The 17,764-nt window shown below is 60.6% G+C and carries 19 protein-coding genes; 6 read left to right on the top strand and 13 right to left on the bottom strand.

Features of this window, described 5'->3' with window-relative positions; translation table 11 throughout:
- The first annotated feature begins 44 nt into the window (after positions 1 to 44).
- The 3 genes from yidC to yihA are packed head-to-tail and all read left to right on the top strand — an operon-like array spanning position 45 to position 3,321.
- Entirely contained in the window at positions 45 to 1,919 is a 1,875-nt protein-coding gene (yidC, locus tag BW967_RS05055; RefSeq protein ID WP_076483944.1) for a membrane protein insertase YidC, read from the top strand.
- Entirely contained in the window at positions 1,916 to 2,671 is a 756-nt protein-coding gene (locus tag BW967_RS05060) for an MOSC domain-containing protein (protein WP_076483945.1), read from the top strand. Before yidC ends, BW967_RS05060 begins: the two co-directional genes overlap by 4 nt.
- The gene (gene yihA / locus BW967_RS05065) at positions 2,671 to 3,321 is read left to right on the top strand and encodes a ribosome biogenesis GTP-binding protein YihA/YsxC (protein WP_076484026.1); all 651 of its coding nucleotides are present in this window, start codon (positions 2,671 to 2,673) and stop codon (positions 3,319 to 3,321) included. The genes BW967_RS05060 and yihA overlap by 1 nt, the downstream gene beginning before the upstream one ends.
- Before the next feature lie 37 nt (positions 3,322 to 3,358).
- Here yihA and BW967_RS05070 read toward each other — a convergent pair whose 3' ends face one another.
- Positions 3,359 to 4,090: an SDR family NAD(P)-dependent oxidoreductase gene (locus BW967_RS05070; protein WP_076483946.1), complete on the bottom strand. Its 732-nt coding sequence runs from the start codon at positions 4,088 to 4,090 to the stop codon at positions 3,359 to 3,361.
- A 126-nt stretch (positions 4,091 to 4,216) separates the two neighbouring features.
- Between BW967_RS05070 and argB the strand changes: the two genes are divergently transcribed.
- The 3 genes from argB to BW967_RS05085 are packed head-to-tail and all read left to right on the top strand — an operon-like array spanning position 4,217 to position 6,236.
- The gene (gene argB, locus BW967_RS05075; protein ID WP_076483947.1) at positions 4,217 to 5,095 is read left to right on the top strand and encodes an acetylglutamate kinase; all 879 of its coding nucleotides are present in this window, start codon (positions 4,217 to 4,219) and stop codon (positions 5,093 to 5,095) included.
- A complete protein-coding gene (locus BW967_RS05080; protein WP_083951949.1) occupies positions 5,092 to 5,718 on the top strand; it encodes a ferredoxin in 627 nt (208 codons plus the stop codon). Before argB ends, BW967_RS05080 begins: the two co-directional genes overlap by 4 nt.
- On the top strand, positions 5,715 to 6,236 hold the full coding sequence (locus BW967_RS05085) for a SixA phosphatase family protein (protein WP_076483948.1): 522 nt from the start codon (positions 5,715 to 5,717) through the stop codon (positions 6,234 to 6,236). The genes BW967_RS05080 and BW967_RS05085 overlap by 4 nt, the downstream gene beginning before the upstream one ends.
- A 100-nt stretch (positions 6,237 to 6,336) precedes the next feature.
- Here the strand turns inward: BW967_RS05085 and BW967_RS05090 are convergent, their stop codons facing one another.
- The 12 genes from BW967_RS05090 to BW967_RS05145 all read right to left on the bottom strand — a co-directional run bounded on the left by BW967_RS05090 (position 6,337) and on the right by BW967_RS05145 (position 17,664).
- Complete coding sequence (locus tag BW967_RS05090; protein ID WP_076483949.1) at positions 6,337 to 7,122, bottom strand: amino acid ABC transporter ATP-binding protein; 786 nt, start codon at positions 7,120 to 7,122, stop codon at positions 6,337 to 6,339.
- A gap of 10 nt (positions 7,123 to 7,132) precedes the next feature.
- Positions 7,133 to 8,437 carry an amino acid ABC transporter permease gene (locus tag BW967_RS05095; RefSeq protein WP_076483950.1) on the bottom strand — a complete coding sequence of 435 codons (1,305 nt, stop codon included), beginning with the start codon at positions 8,435 to 8,437 and terminating at the stop codon, positions 7,133 to 7,135.
- Between the two features lies 1 nt (position 8,438).
- A complete protein-coding gene (locus BW967_RS05100; RefSeq protein ID WP_076483951.1) occupies positions 8,439 to 9,719 on the bottom strand; it encodes an amino acid ABC transporter permease in 1,281 nt (426 codons plus the stop codon).
- Positions 9,720 to 9,849: 130 nt separating this feature from the next.
- Positions 9,850 to 10,866 carry an amino acid ABC transporter substrate-binding protein gene (locus tag BW967_RS05105; RefSeq protein WP_076483952.1) on the bottom strand — a complete coding sequence of 339 codons (1,017 nt, stop codon included), beginning with the start codon at positions 10,864 to 10,866 and terminating at the stop codon, positions 9,850 to 9,852.
- A gap of 224 nt (positions 10,867 to 11,090) precedes the next feature.
- On the bottom strand, positions 11,091 to 11,804 hold the full coding sequence (locus tag BW967_RS05110; RefSeq protein ID WP_076483953.1) for an ATP12 family chaperone protein: 714 nt from the start codon (positions 11,802 to 11,804) through the stop codon (positions 11,091 to 11,093).
- Positions 11,801 to 12,457 (bottom strand): HAD-IA family hydrolase, encoded by a 657-nt coding sequence (locus BW967_RS05115; RefSeq protein WP_076483954.1) that lies wholly within the window; start codon positions 12,455 to 12,457, stop codon positions 11,801 to 11,803. Before BW967_RS05115 ends, BW967_RS05110 begins: the two co-directional genes overlap by 4 nt.
- Positions 12,457 to 13,521, bottom strand: a complete 1,065-nt coding sequence (locus BW967_RS05120) for an RluA family pseudouridine synthase (protein ID WP_076483955.1) — start codon at positions 13,519 to 13,521, stop codon at positions 12,457 to 12,459. The genes BW967_RS05115 and BW967_RS05120 overlap by 1 nt, the downstream gene beginning before the upstream one ends.
- Entirely contained in the window at positions 13,518 to 13,895 is a 378-nt protein-coding gene (crcB, locus tag BW967_RS05125; RefSeq protein WP_076483956.1) for a fluoride efflux transporter CrcB, read from the bottom strand. The genes BW967_RS05120 and crcB overlap by 4 nt, the downstream gene beginning before the upstream one ends.
- Before the next feature lie 31 nt (positions 13,896 to 13,926).
- Positions 13,927 to 15,234, bottom strand: coding sequence for a replication-associated recombination protein A (locus BW967_RS05130; RefSeq protein ID WP_076483957.1), 1,308 nt, complete (start codon positions 15,232 to 15,234; stop codon positions 13,927 to 13,929).
- 48 nt (positions 15,235 to 15,282) lie between these two features.
- Positions 15,283 to 15,894, bottom strand: a complete 612-nt coding sequence (locus BW967_RS05135; protein WP_076483958.1) for an autoinducer binding domain-containing protein — start codon at positions 15,892 to 15,894, stop codon at positions 15,283 to 15,285.
- A gap of 204 nt (positions 15,895 to 16,098) precedes the next feature.
- Positions 16,099 to 16,518 carry a 50S ribosomal protein L17 gene (gene rplQ / locus BW967_RS05140; RefSeq protein ID WP_076483959.1) on the bottom strand — a complete coding sequence of 140 codons (420 nt, stop codon included), beginning with the start codon at positions 16,516 to 16,518 and terminating at the stop codon, positions 16,099 to 16,101.
- A 129-nt stretch (positions 16,519 to 16,647) separates the two neighbouring features.
- Positions 16,648 to 17,664 carry a DNA-directed RNA polymerase subunit alpha gene (locus BW967_RS05145; protein ID WP_076484028.1) on the bottom strand — a complete coding sequence of 339 codons (1,017 nt, stop codon included), beginning with the start codon at positions 17,662 to 17,664 and terminating at the stop codon, positions 16,648 to 16,650.
- Positions 17,665 to 17,764 lie beyond the last annotated feature (100 nt).

Consider the following 17,764-nt stretch of genomic DNA (forward strand, 5'->3'; position numbering starts at 1 on the left):
GTTGAACCGCACCGAACCCGGATCGGCAGGGGAATCCAACGCCTATGGACAATCAGAACAAGAACCTCATGCTCGCGACCGTGCTGTCGGCATTGGTCATCGTCGTGTGGACGGTCTTCTTCCCGCCGCCGGCCCCGGTGGAGCCGGAAGGTGAGACCACCGCGACCACGGCGACGAGCGAAGCAACCGCAACGCCCCCGGTGGCCGCTGCGACGGCTGTCCCGGCATTGCCCGAAGCGGCAGCGCCTGCAGCCGCAGTAGAAACCGCCCCGCGGATCAGCATCGACACACCGGAACTCACCGGCTCGATCTCGCTGATGGGCGCGCGTTTCGATGATCTTTCGCTGAAAAGCTATCATGTCGAGTTGTCGGACGACTCGCCGATGGTGCGGCTGCTGTCGCCCGTGGGCGGCACCGAGCTAAACGCGAACCCCTATTACGTGCTTTACGGCTGGTCGCCCGTGGCCGGCCTGACGCCGTCGCAAGTGCCGGGGCCGAAAACGCTTTGGACCGCGCCCGAAGGGGCCAAACTGACCCCGGAAACGCCGCTCACCCTGACCTGGGACAACGGTGCGGGCCAAATCTTCACCCGCACCATCGCGGTTGACCCGGAATTCCTCTTCACCGTGACCGATACCGTTGCCAACAATGGTGCCGCCGCCGTGAGCCTTGCGCCGTGGGGCATCATCGCCCGTCACGGCATTCCCGAAACGCCGCGTGTCTATGTGTTGCACGAGGGCCTTGTGCGGATGACCGACGGCCAACTTCAGGAGATCAAATACAAAAAGATCCCGAAGCTGGATGATGTCGCGGGGGAAGGTCAGGCCGAGATTCTGCAAGCCACCGAGAACGGTTGGACCGGCTTCACCGACAAATACTGGATGACCACCCTCATCCCCGAAGCGAGCCGCTTCACCTCGGTGGTGAAATACGTCGCCTCGAACGATCTTTACCAGACCGAGACCCGCCTGCCCGCCACCGAAGTGGCCGCTGGCGCGACCACCTCGGTCACCACGCGGCTCTTTGCTGGAGCGAAAGAATGGGAAGCGATTGCCCATTATCAAAACAACCCCGGCTGGCTTGATAGCCTGCTTGGCGATGAAATCGACCAAGGCCGTCCGCAGATCACCCGCTTCGTCGATTCGATTGACTGGGGCTGGTATTACTTCCTGACGAAACCGATGTTTCGCCTGCTGCACTGGCTCCATGCCGTGCTCGGCAACATGGGCTTTGCGATCATCGCGCTCACCGTGATCATCAAACTGCTCGTCTTCCCGCTGGCGCGGACCTCCTACATCTCGATGGCGAAGATGAAAGAGGCGCAGCCGATGATGGAAGCCATCAAAGAGCGCGTCAAAGACGACAAGCAAGCGATGCAGCGCGAGATGATGGCGCTTTACAAGCGCGAGAAGATCAACCCCGCCGCGGGCTGCTTGCCGGTTCTGCTGCAAATCCCGATCTTCTTCTCGCTCTATAAGGTGATCTACGTCACGATCGAGCTTTACCACGCACCTTGGATCGGCTGGATCAAAGACCTCTCGGCCCCGGACCCGTCGTCGATCCTGAACCTGTTTGGTCTTCTGCCGATCGCAACGCCCGAACCCGGCTCGATGTTCTTCATCTTCAGCCTTGGCATCTTGCCGATCCTTCTCGGCATCTCGATGTGGTTCCAGCAAAAGCTGAACCCGGCCCCGACGGACCCGTCTCAGGCGATGATCTTTGCTTGGATGCCGTGGATCTTCATGTTCATGCTGGGCAGCTTCGCCTCGGGCCTCGTGCTCTACTGGATCGCGAACAACACGATCACCTTCATCCAGCAGTATTCGATCATGACCGTGCACGGCAAAAGGCCGGATCTGTTTGGCAATATCGTCGCGAGCTTCCGCAAAAAAGACGCGGGAACCGCGCCGAAGAAATGATCGGTCATCTGGCCCATATCGTTCGCCATCCGATCAAATCGATTGGCTACGAAGACATCCGCAGCGCGCCCCTGACACAGGGGCGCGTTCTGCCTTTTGATCGCACCTGGGCGATCTCGCATGAGGCCGCGAAGTTCGACAGCCCACTCACCGAATGGGCGAAGAAAATGAACTTCGTGCGCGGTGTGGCCGCACCGGGGTTAATGGCGGTGCAAGCGCAGATGCATGAAGATGGCACGGTGGAACTCACCCACCCTGATCTATGGCACCTGCGTATTGACCCCGACCGCCCCGCCGACCAAGCCAAGCTGATCGAATGGCTCAAGCCGCTTTGGCCCGCGACTCGCCCTGCCCCGCGCGCGGTGGAGCGGCTTGAGGGGCAATCCTTGGCCGACATGGCGCAGCCTTATATCTCTATTCTGTCGATGGCCTCGCTCGCCGCTTTGGGTGCGGCGGCCGGGGTGGAACTCTCGCGGCATCGTTTTCGCGGCAATCTTTGGGTCGAGGGCTGGGCCCCTTGGGCGGAACGGAACCTGATCGGCAAACGACTGCGCATTGGCGAGACTGTGCTAGAAGTAGACATGCCGATCACCCGCTGCCGGGCGACCTGTGCGAACCCGGTGAGCGGCACGGAAGATTTGGAGACACTGCAATGGCTCGAAAAACTCAACGGCGATTGGCACTTTGGGCTTTATGCCGTGGTGATTGAGGGTGGCGAAATCGCCCGAGGCGACGTAGTGGAGGTTCTATGATGCAGATGCAGTTTACCCTCGCCCCCGCCCCCGATGATGCCAGCCGCGAACGCGGGCGGCTTTTGTTTGCCGCCCCGGTCGAATTTCTCAAAGGTGTGGTCGCCATGTCGGGCCTGCCGCCTGCCGACCGGATTGAGGTCTGCTTTGCCGGGCGCTCGAATGTGGGGAAATCTTCGCTCATCAACGCGCTGACCAACCGCAAGAACCTTGCGCGCGCCTCCAACACGCCGGGCCGCACGCAAGAGATCAACTTCTTCACCACGCAAGACGGCCCCTATCTGGTCGACCTGCCCGGCTATGGTTTTGCCGAAGCGCCGGTGGCGGTAGTGAAAAAGTGGCAAGCGCTTTTGAAAAACTACCTCTCGGGCCGCGCCACGCTGCGCCGCGCCTTTGTGCTGATTGATGCGCGCCATGGTGTGAAACCCGTCGATGCCGAGATTTTGGAACTGCTCGACCGCTCTGCCGTCACCTTCCAAGTGGTGCTGACCAAGGTCGATAAAATCTCCAAGACCGAGCGAGAAAAGGTGATCGAACAGGTCAAAGGCGCGTTGCAAAAGCACCCTGCCGCCTATCCCGAAATCGTCGTCACCTCGTCCGAAAAGGGTGAAGGGGTCGAAACGCTCCGCGCCATCATTGCCACGCTGACCTAAGGCGCGGGGCGCGCGCAACGCGCCCCCTCCCCTACGGCTAAACGTGCTGGCCGCCGTTCACCTCGATCTCGGTGCCGGTGACGTAGCTCGACGCATCCGAACACAAAAACCAGATCACATCCGCCACTTCGCGCGGCTGACCCAAGCGGCGTTGCGGCAGCCCTTCGACAATCTTTTCGGTGCCCGGAGATAGGATCGAGGTTTCGATCTCACCCGGGGCAATCGCATTGACCCGCACCCCCATCGGCCCGAAATCATGCGCCATCTCGCGCGTGAGCGCCTTGAGCGCCGCTTTAGAGGTCGCATAGGCGGCCCCAGCGAAGGGGTGCACCCGTGAGCCCGCAATCGAGGTCACATTGACCACAGCCCCCTTGGCCGCGGAAAGTTCATCCTTCAGCCCGCGCGCCAGCACGATGGAGGCGAAAAAGTTCACATGGAACACCTGCCCCCACGAGCGCAAATCGGTGTCGATCGTGTTCAACCGCGATCCGCCCGGCCCCTTGGGCGAGATGCCCGCATTGTTCACCAGCGCATGGAGCCGCCCATCAAGGCGGGACTTGATTTCGGCAATCGCTTCAATCGTCGCTGCCGGATCGCCCAAATCGACCTGAATATGGTCTTCACGCCCGCCGCCCCAAGGGCATTGTTCGGGGAACGGGTGGCGCGAACAGGTGATAATGCGCCAGCCCTCACGCGCAAAACGCTTCACCGTGGCATGGCCGATCCCCCGGCTTGCACCCGTCAAAAGCATCACTTTGCGTCCGTCCATGCCGCCCTCCTGCGTTTCGCCTACCCTTAAACCCCGACACGGCAATGGCAATGCCCTTGGCATAGGACGCGATTGGTTCTAACAAAGTTGCGACTTTTCCCGAGGTTTGTGATGAGAAAACAGACGATGGACCGTGACTGGATCGCTACCGCGAAAACGCTCTCTGAAGCGCTGCCCTATCTGCAACGCTACACCGACGCCGTGGTGGTGGTGAAGTTTGGCGGCAATGCGATGGGCGACGATGACGCCATGGCAGAATTTGCCCGCGACATCGTCTTGATGAAGCAAGTCGGCATGAACCCGGTGGTGGTGCATGGCGGCGGGCCGATGATCAACGAGCTTTTGGGCAAGCTCGGCATCAAATCCGATTGGGTGCGCGGCAAGCGCGTCACCGACAAGGCCACCGTCGAGGTGGTGGAGATGGTGCTTTCGGGGCTGGTCAACAAACGCATCGTGCAAGCGATCAACGACCAAGGCGGCCGTGCTATCGGCATTTCGGGCAAAGACGATGATCTGATGGTCTGCGAGGCCGATGACCCGGAATTGGGCTTTGTGGGCCGCCCGGTCGAGATGAACGTGCAGGTGATCCGCGATCTTTACGGCGCGGGCATGATCCCCGTTATTGCCCCAGTGGCCACCGGCCCGAATGAAAACGAGACCTTCAACGTCAATGGTGATACCGCAGCGGGCGCCATCGCGGGCGCGTTGCAAGCCGACCGCCTGCTTCTTCTGACCGATGTTGCGGGCGTGAAGAACAAAGAGGGTGAGGTGATCACCCAGATGACCCCCGATGAGGTGCATGGGCTGATTGCCGATGGGACGATCTCGGGCGGCATGATCCCGAAAGTGGAAACCGCGCTGCAAGCGGTGAAAGAGGGCGTGCGCGCCGTGGTGATTCTGGATGGCCGGGTGGCGAATGCCTGCCTGCTAGAGTTGTTCACCGAACATGGTGCGGGCTCGATGATCCGCTCGACGGTCCCGCGCGTGAAGCCGCACCGCCGGTGAACCTGCCCGAGCGCCTTACGCAAGACCTTGACGCGGCGCGCCTTTTCGTCGCGGGGGCGGTGCTTGAAGGGGAGGAAACGATCCTCCTTCTCGCCCCCGATGAACCCGGCTTCTGGCCTCATGTCACAGCTCAGCCCGAGTTTGCCGATGGCGCACGGGACCCGCTGGACCGCTGGTCGCGCCGGGTGATTGAAGCCATGGCGACGGCGCATGGCGGGCGGGCAATCCTCCCCTCTGACGGGCCCCCCTATGCGCCGTTTTTCCAATGGGCGCTGGGGTCAGGGCAGGCTTTTGCCTCTCCGGTGCAGATGCTCGTGCATGCACGGATGGGGCTTTGGACCTCGTTTCGTGGGGCGCTGGCGCTGCCCGAAAGGCTCCCCCAGCCCGCTCCGGCAGCCAACCCTTGCCCCAAATGTGACGCGCCTTGCGCCACAGCCTGCCCGGTGAATGCCTTCGGCGCGGGGGGCTATGACACCGCCGCTTGCCACAACTTCCTTAATACTTCTGGGGGAGAAATTTGCCTTTCTGGTGGATGCCTTGCGCGGCGGGCTTGCCCATTGAGTGAAAGCTATGGCAGGCTGGCGTCACAATCCGCATGGCACATGAGGCAGTTTCACACATGACCCCCGCCGGACACCGCCGTCTGATCCTCACCCGCCACGCGAAATCGAGCTGGGATGACCCAAACACCGAAGACAAGGACCGCCCGCTGAACGCCCGTGGCCGCATTGCCGCGCGTGAATTGGGTGATTTCCTCGCCTCGCGTGGGTTGGAACCTGAAGAGGTTCTTTGTTCCACCGCGCTGCGCACCCGCGAAACTTGGGAAGGCGTTGCCTCGGCCGTGATCGAAACGCGCCCGCCGGTGCATTTCGTCGAAGCGCTCTATCAAGCCAGCCCCGATGTGCTGCTGGCCGAGTTGCGCAAAGCCAAAGCTCCGACGGTGATGATGATCGCGCATAACCCCGGCATTGGTGATCTGGCCGCCAGCCTGCCCTCGCGCCCGAATTACGACCCGGATTTCCGCAAATATCCGACCTGCGCGACGCTGATTGTCGATTTCCAAATCGAGGATTGGAGCGAACTCGCCCCCGGTCAGGGTTCGATGCTCGACTTCTTCACCCCCGCCACCCGCGGCAAATAAGCGAAGCCATCGCAACGAGATGCAAAAGGGCCCCCGAAACGGCGGCCCTTTCTTTTTGGTCTAAATACCTCGGGGGTGTGGGGGCAGCGCCCCCACCGCCTTAGTGACCGAGGATCTGGCTCAGGAACTGCTTGGTGCGTTCCGATTGCGGGTTGTTGAAGAAGTCATGCGGGTTGTTTTGCTCGACGATCTGCCCGTCAGCCATAAAGATCACCCGGTTCGCCACCGCCTGCGCAAAGCCCATCTCGTGGGTCACGCACAGCATGGTCATGCCCTCCTCGGCAAGCTCAATCATCGTGTCGAGCACTTCCTTGATCATCTCGGGATCGAGCGCCGAGGTCGGTTCATCGAACAGCATGATGCGCGGCTTCATGCACAGCGAACGCGCAATGGCCACCCGCTGCTGCTGCCCCCCCGAAAGCTGGCCGGGATATTTGTTGGCCTGTTCGGGGATCTTCACCTTCTCAAGGAAATACATCGCCGTTTCCTCGGCCTCGCGCTTGGGCACTTTGCGCACCCAGATCGGCGCGAGGGTGAGGTTTTCCAAAATCGTCAGATGCGGGAACAGGTTGAAGTGCTGAAACACCATCCCCACTTCCGAACGCACCTTGTCGATGTTTTTGAGATCCGAGGTCAGTTCGATCCCGTCCACGATGATCTTGCCCGCTTGGTGCTCTTCTAACCGGTTGATGCAGCGGATCATCGTCGATTTGCCCGAGCCCGAGGGCCCGGCAATCACGATCCGCTCGCCGCGCTGCACCGTAAGGTTGATGTCACGCAGCACGTGGAACTGACCGTACCACTTGTTCATATTGGAAATTTGGATCGCGACCTCGTCGCTGACCTGCATCTGCGCGCGGGCGGCTTGGGTATTCGGCTCCGACATGGGGCGCTCCTTAACGGTGGTCACGCTTCAGCTTGCGCTCGAGATACATCGAGTAACGCGACATGCTGAAGTTGAAGATGAAGAAGATCACGGCGACGAAGATGTAGGGCTCCCAATAGATGCCCTTCCAGTTGATGTCGGCGCGCACGGCGGTGGAGATGCCCTTGAGCGGGTCCATCAGGCCCACAAAGGCCACAAGCGTGGTATCTTTGAAGAGACCGATGAAGGTGGACACAATCCCCGGGATCGAGATTTTCAGCGCTTGCGGCATGATGATCAACCGCTGCGCCTGCCAGTAATCCAGCCCCAGCGCATCCGCCGCCTCATATTGGCCGCGCGGCAAGGCGGCCAAGCCCCCCCGGATCACCTCGGCGATATAGGCCGCCGAGAAGAAGGTCACCAAGATCACCACCCGCAAGATCAGATCGAACTTGGTATCCGACGGCAGGAAGTATTGCAGCAGCAGCGAGGCCGTGAAGAGCAGCGTGATCAGCGGCACGCCCCGGATAAACTCGATAAAGCCCACCGAAAGCGATTTGACGATCAGCATGTCCGATTGGCGGCCAAGTGCGAGCAAAATGCCCAGCGGCAGCGAAATCACGATGGCGGTCGCCCCGATCACCAGCGCGAGCAGAAAGCCCCCGAATTGATCGCTATCCACCTCAGGCAGGGCAAAGGGCAGCACCGATTGCAGCCCCGTCTCAATAGGATCAACACCGTAGATCCAGAAGACGGCCGCCACGATCAGGCCAACGCCCGCCGCGACCACAACGCCCAAACGCACTTGCAGCGCCAAAAACACCGCCGCCCAAAGCCCAAAGCCCGCCAGCGTCAGGATCGGCCCCCAGACAGAGCCGCCCCACAGCAGCCAAAAGGCCACCAGCGGATAAAGCACCGAGCCCCAAAGCAGCTTGCGCGGCAACGAGGTTGCCAGCACCGGCAGGATCGCCAAGAGCAACCCGGCAAAGGTGACGAACAGCCGCCAGTATTCCTCCATCGGATAGAAGCCAAAGAGGAACTGGTGCCAGCGCGCGCGAATGATCGCCCAGCACGCGCCCGTGGCATCCGGCCCCCAGCGTTCTTGCACGATGGCGCGGCATTCGTTTTGCGAATCTGCCACCCAGACTGAATGCAGCAGCCACGGCGCTGCGGCCTGAATAAGCCAGATCGCTGCGCCCAGCCCCAGCACCGTCAGCGCCGAGTTCAACGGGCCGGCAAACAGGTTCTCGCGCAGCCATTTCACCAGCCCCGTTTGCGACACCGGCGGCGGCGCGGGGGGCAGCATTTCGTTGCGCACGAAGGAGGTATTGCTCATCTCAGCGCTCCTTCAGCTTGATCGACTTGTTGTAGATGTTCATCACGCTCGAGATCACGAGGCTGATCGTCAGGTAGATCAGCATCATCAAGAGCATGCATTCGAGTTCGCGCCCGGTTTGGTTCAGCGTGATACCACCCAGAGTGCCGCGCAAATCCATGTAGCTCACCGCGATCGCCAGCGAGGAGTTCTTGGTGAGGTTGAGGAATTGCGAAATCAGCGGCGGCACAATCACCCGCAAAGCCTGCGGCAAGATCACGAGGTTCATCGTCCGACTGGGGCGCAGACCAAGTGCATAGGCGGCCTCGGTCTGGCCTTTGGAAATCGCCATGATCCCGGCGCGAACGATCTCGGCGATGAAGGCCGAAGTATAGACGGTCAGCGCGATCAGAAGTGCGGTGAACGAGTGCAGCATCTGGAAACCGCCTTCAAAATCGAAGCGGGTGATCGTCGGATAATCGAGATGCAAGCCAAGCAAGACGGAAACCACCGCCGCCGGGCCAAACAGGACAAGCGGCGTTTGCCACCATGTGGTAGGACGCACACCGGTGGCCTCTTGCAACGCCTTGGCGCGGCGCATCAAGAGCCGCCAGCCAAAGAACGAAGCCGCCAGCACCACCATCAATACCAGCGCATTGAGGCTAAGGGGGATATTGCCCGGAAGCACCACGGTGCCAAGCGAATTGGAAAAGACCGGCGCCGCGACCGAGGTGCCGCGGTTCGTGACGGCGATCGTATCAAAGAACCACATCGAGGCTTCGGGCGTTTGCCCTGCCTCGCGCATCGCATCGGTAAAGCGGAAATCACGCGGGCTCGGGCGCGTTTCGGCCAAGATCGTGCCCATAAGCAAGATCCACAGCAAAAGTGGGATGTTGCGGAAGGTCTCGACATAGACTGTCATCAACCGGGCAACCAGCCAGTTGTGCGACAGTCGCAGCACGCCCACGACGGTTCCCACGAGGGTGGCCAACACACAGCCAAGCACCGAGACCAAAAGCGTGTTCAAAAGCCCCACCACAAGGGCCCGCATATGCGTGTCGTCATTGGTGTAGGGGATCAGCGTTTGCGCGATATCATAACCCGCACGCGACCACAGGAAAGAGAAGTTGAAGTCCTTCCCCTTCGCCTCAAGGTTCACATAGGCATTGTTGAGCAGCCAGAACAGCCCGGCCAAAAACAGCAGCAGCACAACCACCTGAATGGTGATCGAACGAAACCGCGTGTCATAAATGAGCATTGAGAGCCGAAAGCCCTCTTTCGGCGGATCACTCGCGAGCGTCATGGTTATCCCCTGTCCGGTCCGCCTGCGTGGCTTGTGCCAACTTTCTTTGGGCGATTGCCCTGGCGGTCCCGTGAGCTGAAAAAAGACAATGCGGCCGGGCAATAGACCCGGCCGCACCGAAAAGCGGTTCTTAGCGGAACGGCGGCGCGTACATCAGACCACCTTGGGTCCATTGCGCGTTCAGACCACGGGCCAGACCGATCGAGGTGCTGGCGCCGATGTTGGCTTCGAACACTTCGCCGTAGTTGCCCACGGCAAGGATCGCGCGTTTCGCGAAATCGTTGTCGAGGCCGATTTTGGCACCCATGTCACCTTCAAGGCCGAGCAGGCGCTTGATTTCCGGGTTCATGGTCGTGGCGGCAACTTCTTCGAGGTTGGCTTTAGTCACGCCATATTCCTCGGCAGCGACCAGCGCGTAGAAGCTCCAACGCACCACATCACCCCAGTTGTTGTCGCCGTGGCGCACTGCCGGGCCAAGCGGCTCTTTGGAGATGATTTCCGGCAAGATCACGATCTCGTCGGCGTTCGGCATGGTGGCGCGCGACGCGGCAAGGCCCGAAGCGTCGGTGGTGTAGCTGTCGCAAGCGCCGGCAAGGAATTTTTGCTGGCCTTCGGCATCGTCGGCGATGTTCACCGGCGTGTAGCTCATGTTGTTGGCTTTGAAGTAGTCAGCCAAGTTGAGCTCGGTGGTGGTGCCGGTCTGAATGCAGATCGTGGCGCCATCCAGTTCCTTGGCAGACGACACGCCGAGGTTCTTGTTCACCATGAAGCCTTGGCCGTCGTAGTAGTTCACGGCCACGAAATCGAGCGCCAGCTCGGTATCGCGCGAGAAGGTCCAGGTCGAGTTACGCGACAGCATGTCGACTTCGCCCGAGGCCAGAGCGGTGAAGCGGGTCTCGCCGGTCAGCGGGACATATTTCACTTTCATCGGGTCGCCAAGAACGGCAGCCGCAACAGCTTTACAGACGGCAACGTCAAAACCTTGGTAGTTGCCGTTGGCATCCGGTGCCGCAAAGCCGGTCAGACCCGGGTTCACGCCGCAGATCAGTTCGCCGCGGGCTTTGACGTCGTCGAGGGTCGACGCCCCCGCAACACCGGCCGCGAGGCCAGCGAGGACCAGCGAACCGAAGAATACGGATTTTTTCATGTTTACCTCTTCCTGAGTTGCCGCCTTAGCGGCGGTGAGAGCGCCCTTCACGGGTCTGGCATGTCTCGGGGCACGCGCGCGGCCCCGGCATGGGCGAGTTTGAGCGAATGCTGTCCGGATGGTCAAGTCGTCTCGACGGTTTTCGCAACGGCAATCGCCCGGTGATTGGGCAAATGCTCGTCTGGCGCGCAAATACGACCTGTCACACGCCCTCTGGGCGGGTTTTACACAGAATGCCGCAAGCCCCAGAATCGCTCGGCATGCAAAAGTGCCTGCTTTTTCAGCGCCGCGAGTTCGGCGGCCTCTTCATCCGCGCCCCATTGGGCGATCTGCCACTCTTCATCGACGCGCGACAGATCCCAAGCGGCTTCGCCCGCCAAAGCGCCTTCGGCCACCGCCAGCCCCAAGATCAGCGAGCCGGTGAGCCCAACCAGATCGTGCAAGGCCGCAAGCTCCCAAATATCACAAGCCTCGACTCGCTTCCCAAGCGCCACCAAGGCGCGCGCGGGCTGCAAAATCGGCACGATACCGGGGGTCACGCTCAGCCGGGCGGAGTAGCGCTGTTCCGCCCAATCCAACCAGCAATCCCAAGCCGCGCATTGCTGCGCCACAAGGGCTTCGGGCTTTTCGGCGCGGTAGCACAGCAGATCGGTTTCGCCATAGGCCGCGATCAATTCCGCCACTTCGTCCTTTTGCGCAGCCACCTTATCGAGCGCGGCATTGGCCGAACGTGTTACCGGCATGCTGCTCGGGTCGACCTTCTCGCCTTGCGCTTGCCATTCTTCGGCAATCGCTTCCGCCATCGCCCGAGTGGGCACCACCAGCGCGGCTTTGGCAGGCGTTTTCACGGCACGGCCATCCAGCTTAACGGTAAAACCGCCCTCGGCTTCTTCAACCGTCGCCTCTTTCCAGAATCGTTTTGCCGTCCAACCGCTCATGGCAAAATCTCCGCAATCGCTGTTTCCAGTTCGGCAAAGCTGGTCACGATCTGCGCGGCCCCCGCCGCCACCAGATCTTCGACCGGGTGATAGCCCCAGCTCACGCCAATCGCCTTCACACCCGCCGCTTGCGCCATTTCCACATCATAGGTGGTGTCGCCAATCATCACCGCATCGGCAGGCTCTACCCCCGCCTCGCGCAAAGCCGCCAGCACCATGCCCGGATGCGGCTTGGAGGGGTTATCATCGGCCACTTGCTGCGTGACGAACAGCCCCTCTAGCCCGTGATGCGCAATCAGCGCCTCCACCCCGCGGCGAGATTTTCCCGTGGCCATGCCCAAAAGCATGTCTTCGCGTTCCGCCAACCGCAAGCAACACTCTTTCGCGCCGGGGTAAAGCGGCGCGGGCGAAGCGGCGCGGCCTGTGAAATAGCTTTGCTTATAGCCTTCGACCAAGGCCGCCTGCGTGGTGTCATCTTGCTCAGGCGCCAATTGCGCAATCGCAATCGGCAAAGACAGCCCAACGATCGACAGCACCTTTTCGCGCGTCGGCACAGGCAGCCCCTGCCCGTTGAACGACTGCGTCATTGCCGCAAGGATATGGGCTTGGCTATCGCTCAGCGTGCCATCCACATCAAACAAAGCCAGTTTCATTATGCGTCCTCAAACGGATCGAGCGGCGCCTCCGCTTCACTCCAGCCCAGCGTCTTCCACGTGCGCGCCATATGGTTTGGCAAAGGCGCGGTCACGGTGATGCGTTTCTTGGTGATCGGGTGATCAAAGGAAATCGTGCGGGCATGCAGATGCAACTTACGGCTGATCTCGCCGCCCAATTGCGCGCCCCAGCCATCGCCAAGGTTTTCTTGGCCCGAACCACCGTATTTGCCATCGCCAATGATCGGATGGCCAAGCTCGGCCATATGCGCGCGCAACTGATGCGTGCGCCCCGTGATCGGCACCAGGCCGACCCAAGCAGTGCGGCTCCCCAACGCCTCAATCACCGAAAAATCGGTGGTCGCGCGTTTGGCATCCGGGTGCTGGCCGATCTTGGCGGGATGGATGCACACCATCTTCTCGCCCTCGCCGCCGCGCCCATGGCCGGGGGCCTTCATCAACCCGTAGCGGATCGTACCTTTTTTCGGGCTCGGTACGCCGGCGACCGCTGCCCAATAAATTTTGCGCGTGGTTTTGAGCCGGAACGCTTCGGAAAGCGCGCGGGCAATCCGGTCGGTGCGGGCGATCAGCAAGACACCAGAGGTGTCTTTATCAAGCCGGTGCACCATTTTCGGCCGGTCTTTATAGCCAAACTTCAGCGCATCGAGCAGGCCATCGACATGGCGATCCCCCTGCCCAGAGCCGCCTTGGCTCGGCAGGCCCGGCGGTTTGTTCAGCGCGATGATATGCTCATCACGCCACAAAACGGCCTCTTGGATCATCTTTTCATCGGCGGGCGCAATCGTGGTGCGCTCGCGCCGTGCTTCAGACCGGCTTTCCGGGGCCTGCGCGCCCGCCTCGGGCAGCGGCGGCACCCGCACTTCCATGCCCGGACCAACCCGATCCGAAGCCTTCACCCGGCCACCGTCCACCCGGCATTGCCCGGTGCGGCACATCTTTTCCACCGCGCCTTGGGTCAGCACCGGGAACTTTTTCTTTAGCCAGCGGTCCAGACGGCTTTCGCCCTCGTCTTCCGTGACCTTGATCAACTGCACACCACTCATGCAAAGAACCCTCGCGCAAAGGCCATCCCCGCAAAGAGCGCGGCCAGACCAAGAACAACCGTGCCGATCACATAGCCTGCGGCGGTGAGGATTTCGCCCGATTCGTAGAGTTTTGCCGCATCAAGCGAAAACGCCGAAAAGGTGGTGAAGCCGCCCAAAACCCCCGTCATCAGGAAAGGCGCCATTCGGGTGCCGCCTTTATAGGCCAGCACCACGACCATCACTCCCATCAGGAAGCTGCCAAGGACGTTGACCACCATCGTCGCGTAAGGGAACCCGTGGCCCAAAAGACGCGGCATGGTGATGTTGACAAGATAGCGAAACGAGGCGCCAAGCGCGCCGCCCGCCGCGACGGTGAGGAGGGTCTGGATCATGCGGTTTCCTTTGCGCCGTTAGCGCGCAATGTCAACCGCCGCGCTTTTCGCGCAGCTTGGCAAACCAATCGACGCGCTTTTTCAACTCGCGCTCAAAGCCGCGTTCGACGGGGCTGTAAAACACCGGACGCTTCATCCCATCGGGGAAATAATGCTGCCCCGAGAAGCCATCTTCGGCGTCATGGTCATATTGATAGCCCGCACCAAAGCCCTGTTCCGCCATCAGTTTGGTGGGCGCATTGATGATGTGATGCGGCGGCGGCGCGGAGCCGGTTTTGCGCGCCGCATCGCGCGCGGCTTTATAGGCCACGTAGCCCGCGTTCGATTTCGGCGCGAGCGCAAGGTAGATCACCGCCTGCGCAAGCGCCAATTCCCCCTCGGGCGAACCGAGCCGCTCATAGGTTTCCCATGCGTGAAGGCAGTGCGTTTGCGCCTGCGGATCGGCAAGGCCAATATCTTCCACCGCCATCCGAGTCAGACGGCGCGCCAAAAAGCGCGGATCTTCCCCGCCCTCAAGCATCCGGCCAAACCAGTAAAGCGCAGCATCTGGGTCCGAGCCGCGCACCGATTTGTGCAAAGCGGAAATCAGGTTGTAATGCTCTTCGCCGGATTTGTCGTATTTTGCGGCACGTCGCATCAGCCGCGTTGAAAGGCCATCGGTATCCAGCGGTTTATCCAGCTTCCACGCCATCACCTGCTCAATCAGGTTCAAAGCGGCGCGGCCATCGCCATCGGCCATTTCCAAGAGCGCCTCACGCGCCGGGGCTTTGAGCGGCAACGGCTTTTGCATCGCCTGTTCGGCCCGCTGTGCCAAAAGCTCCAGATCGGCAAGGCTCAGCCGTTCTAGAATGATCACCTGCGCGCGCGACAAAAGCGCGGCATTAAGTTCAAAACTAGGGTTTTCGGTGGTCGCCCCTACCAGAAGGATCGTGCCATCCTCCATATGCGGCAAGAAACTGTCTTGCTGGGCTTTGTTGAAACGGTGGATTTCATCGACAAACAACAGCGTGCCTTTGCCTTGGGCAAAGCGCAGTTTCGCGGCCTCAAACACTTTGCGCAGTTCCGGCACGCCCGAAAAGATCGCCGAGATTTGCACGAAGGCACGATCTGTCTCATGCGCCAAGAGCCGGGCGATGGTGGTTTTGCCCACGCCGGGCGGCCCCCAAAACACCACCGACCCCAAAGACCCCGCCGCGAGCATCGCCCCAAGAGGCCCCTCAGGCCCCAAAACATGCCGCTGCCCGATCACCTCAGAGAGGTGCTTCGGGCGGATGCGATCCGCCAGCGGGCGAGGCGCTTCGGCCCCATTCGGAGAGGGAGTATCAAAAAGGTCGGCCATGATGGCCCCACCCTATCTGGCGTGACCGATAGACGAAAGAGGCCGCGCTTAAAGCAAGCGATACTCTTTCGCGCGCTGGATTGCCTCTGCCGTGGTCCGCGCCATCAGCCGTTCGCGCGCCGACAAAAGGCGTGCCTTGAACGCCGATTGCGTGATCCCAAGCTTTGCCGCCGCAGCGGCATGACGGTCCCCGGCGGCCACGCAGCGCAAAGCCTCGATCTGCGCTTTGGTCAGTTCCTGCGGTGGTTCGGTGATGTCATGCAACCGATGCACAAGATCAGAGATCTGCGCGATTTCATCTTCGCGAAATTCCCGGTCCTGCAGCGTGAATGACGCAATCGTCCGCGAGGCGATTTTGCCGCAAGAGACGGTGACCCCGTAATTCAACCCAAAGGTTTTTGCCTCGGCCAAAATATGAAACGGGTCGGGCAAATTGAATTCGCTCCAGCGGCAGGCCCCTTCCGTCGAGAAGCCCCAAGCAATCGTCGGATCGCGCAGCGCATAGCCTTGCTGGGTGTAATGGTCGATCCATTCCTTGGGGTAGGTTTGGAACTGCATGATCGGCGCCGCAAACCGGATGTGCAAACCGATGAAGTATCCGTCCGGCGCCAGACGGGACAGCTCACGCAGGTGTTTGCTGATCTCGGAGTGAATAAGCATATCTTTTTAGACAGGCCGGATCCTAAAAGATCAACTTGAAATTATCAATTTACTTTACAAACCCCTGCCGACCCTGAAACGCACCACCTCTAAGGGTCTATGCCTGTGGGATTTTCGCGCAGCACGCCGGAAAGCACCGCACAAAGAAAAAACCCGCCCGAAGGCGGGTTTTCCAAACTTCCCGAGGGAAGCCTGCCTAAAGGATCAATCCTCGGCGGCTTCTTCGGCTTCGAGGCGGGCTTTGTCAGCGGCGCCTTTGGCAGCGACGTCACGGTCCACCAGTTCGATGAAAGCCATCGGCGCCATGTCGCCATAGCGGAAGCCAGCTTTCAGAACGCGGGTGTAGCCACCGTTACGCTCTTTGTAGCGCGGGCCGAGAACTTCAAAGAGTTTGGCAACGTCTTTGTCTTGTTTCAGCATCGCCGCAGCCTGACGGCGGGCGTGCAGATCACCGCGTTTCGCAAGCGTGATCAGTTTTTCGATGATCGGACGCAGTTCCTTCGCTTTCGGAAGGGTGGTCTTGATCTGTTCGTGTTCGATGAGCGAGCCGCACATGTTGGCGAACAGCGCTTTGCGGTGTTCGTGGGTACGGTTCAGACGGCGGTAACCGCGAGCGTGACGCATGATCTATCTCCTAAGTCGCGTTTTGCTTTGTGTTGGCCCCCGTGCGTTGCGGAGGTCGTCGTTGGGGCGTTTGCCCAAAATTCCCCGGCAGTCCGGGCATTGGTGGGGGGCATTGCCGCCCCCCGAAACTTAGAACTGGTCTTCGAAACGTTTGGCCAGATCTTCGATGTTTTCCGGCGGCCAGTCTTCGACTTCCATGCCCAGATGCAGACCCATCGACGAGAGCACTTCTTTGATCTCGTTGAGCGATTTGCGGCCGAAGTTCGGGGTGCGGAGCATCTCGGCTTCGGTTTTCTGGATAAGATCGCCAATGTAGACGATGTTGTCGTTCTTGAGGCAGTTCGCCGAACGCACCGAAAGCTCGAGCTCGTCGACTTTCTTGAGCAGCAGCGGGTTGAATTCCAACCCGTCGTCGGCGTCTTGCTTCGAAGCCGATTCCGGCTCTTCGAAGTTCACGAAGATCGACAGCTGGTCTTGCAGGATGCGCGCAGCGTAAGCCACGGCGTCTTCCGGCGTCAGCGAGCCATCGGTTTCGATTTTCATCGTCAGCTTGTCGTAGTCAAGCACTTGACCTTCACGGGTCGGCTGAACTTCGTAGGCGACTTTCTTCACCGGCGAATAGATCGCATCGATCGGCATCAGGCCAATCGGCGCATCTTCGGGGCGGTTCTTGTCGGCGGCCACGTAGCCTTTGCCGGTGTTGACGGTCAGTTCCATGAACACGTCGGCGCCATCATCAAGGTGGCAGATCACGTGATCACGGTTGAGAACTTCAATACCGTTGCTTTCCGAGATGTCGCCGCCGGTGACGACGCCCGGCCCTTTAGCCGAGATCGACAGCCGTTTCGGGCCTTCGACATCCATCTTCAGCGCGATACCTTTGAGGTTCAGGATGATGTCCGTGACATCTTCGCGCACACCAGCAACGCTGGAAAACTCATGCAGCACATTGTCGATCTGCACCGAAGTGATGGCCGCCCCCTGAAGCGAGCTCATCAGAACGCGGCGCAGCGCGTTGCCGAGCGTAAGCCCAAAGCCGCGTTCGAGCGGTTCGGCGATAACCGTAGCTTGACGTTGAGGGTCGTTGCCCGGCTTGATTTCAAGCTGCGTCGGCTTGATAAGCTCGGCCCAATTTTTGTGGATCATGCGCTCTGCCTCCATTCTTGTTCCGGACCCATGTCCCTAATCCGGAACGCCCGAGGAAAAAACGATACACACCGGGCCGCGCAGGATCTCTGCGCGGCCC

The organism is Rhodobacter aestuarii (assembly GCF_900156655.1).
GTDB classification, from domain to species: Bacteria; Pseudomonadota; Alphaproteobacteria; order Rhodobacterales; family Rhodobacteraceae; genus Rhodobacter; species Rhodobacter aestuarii.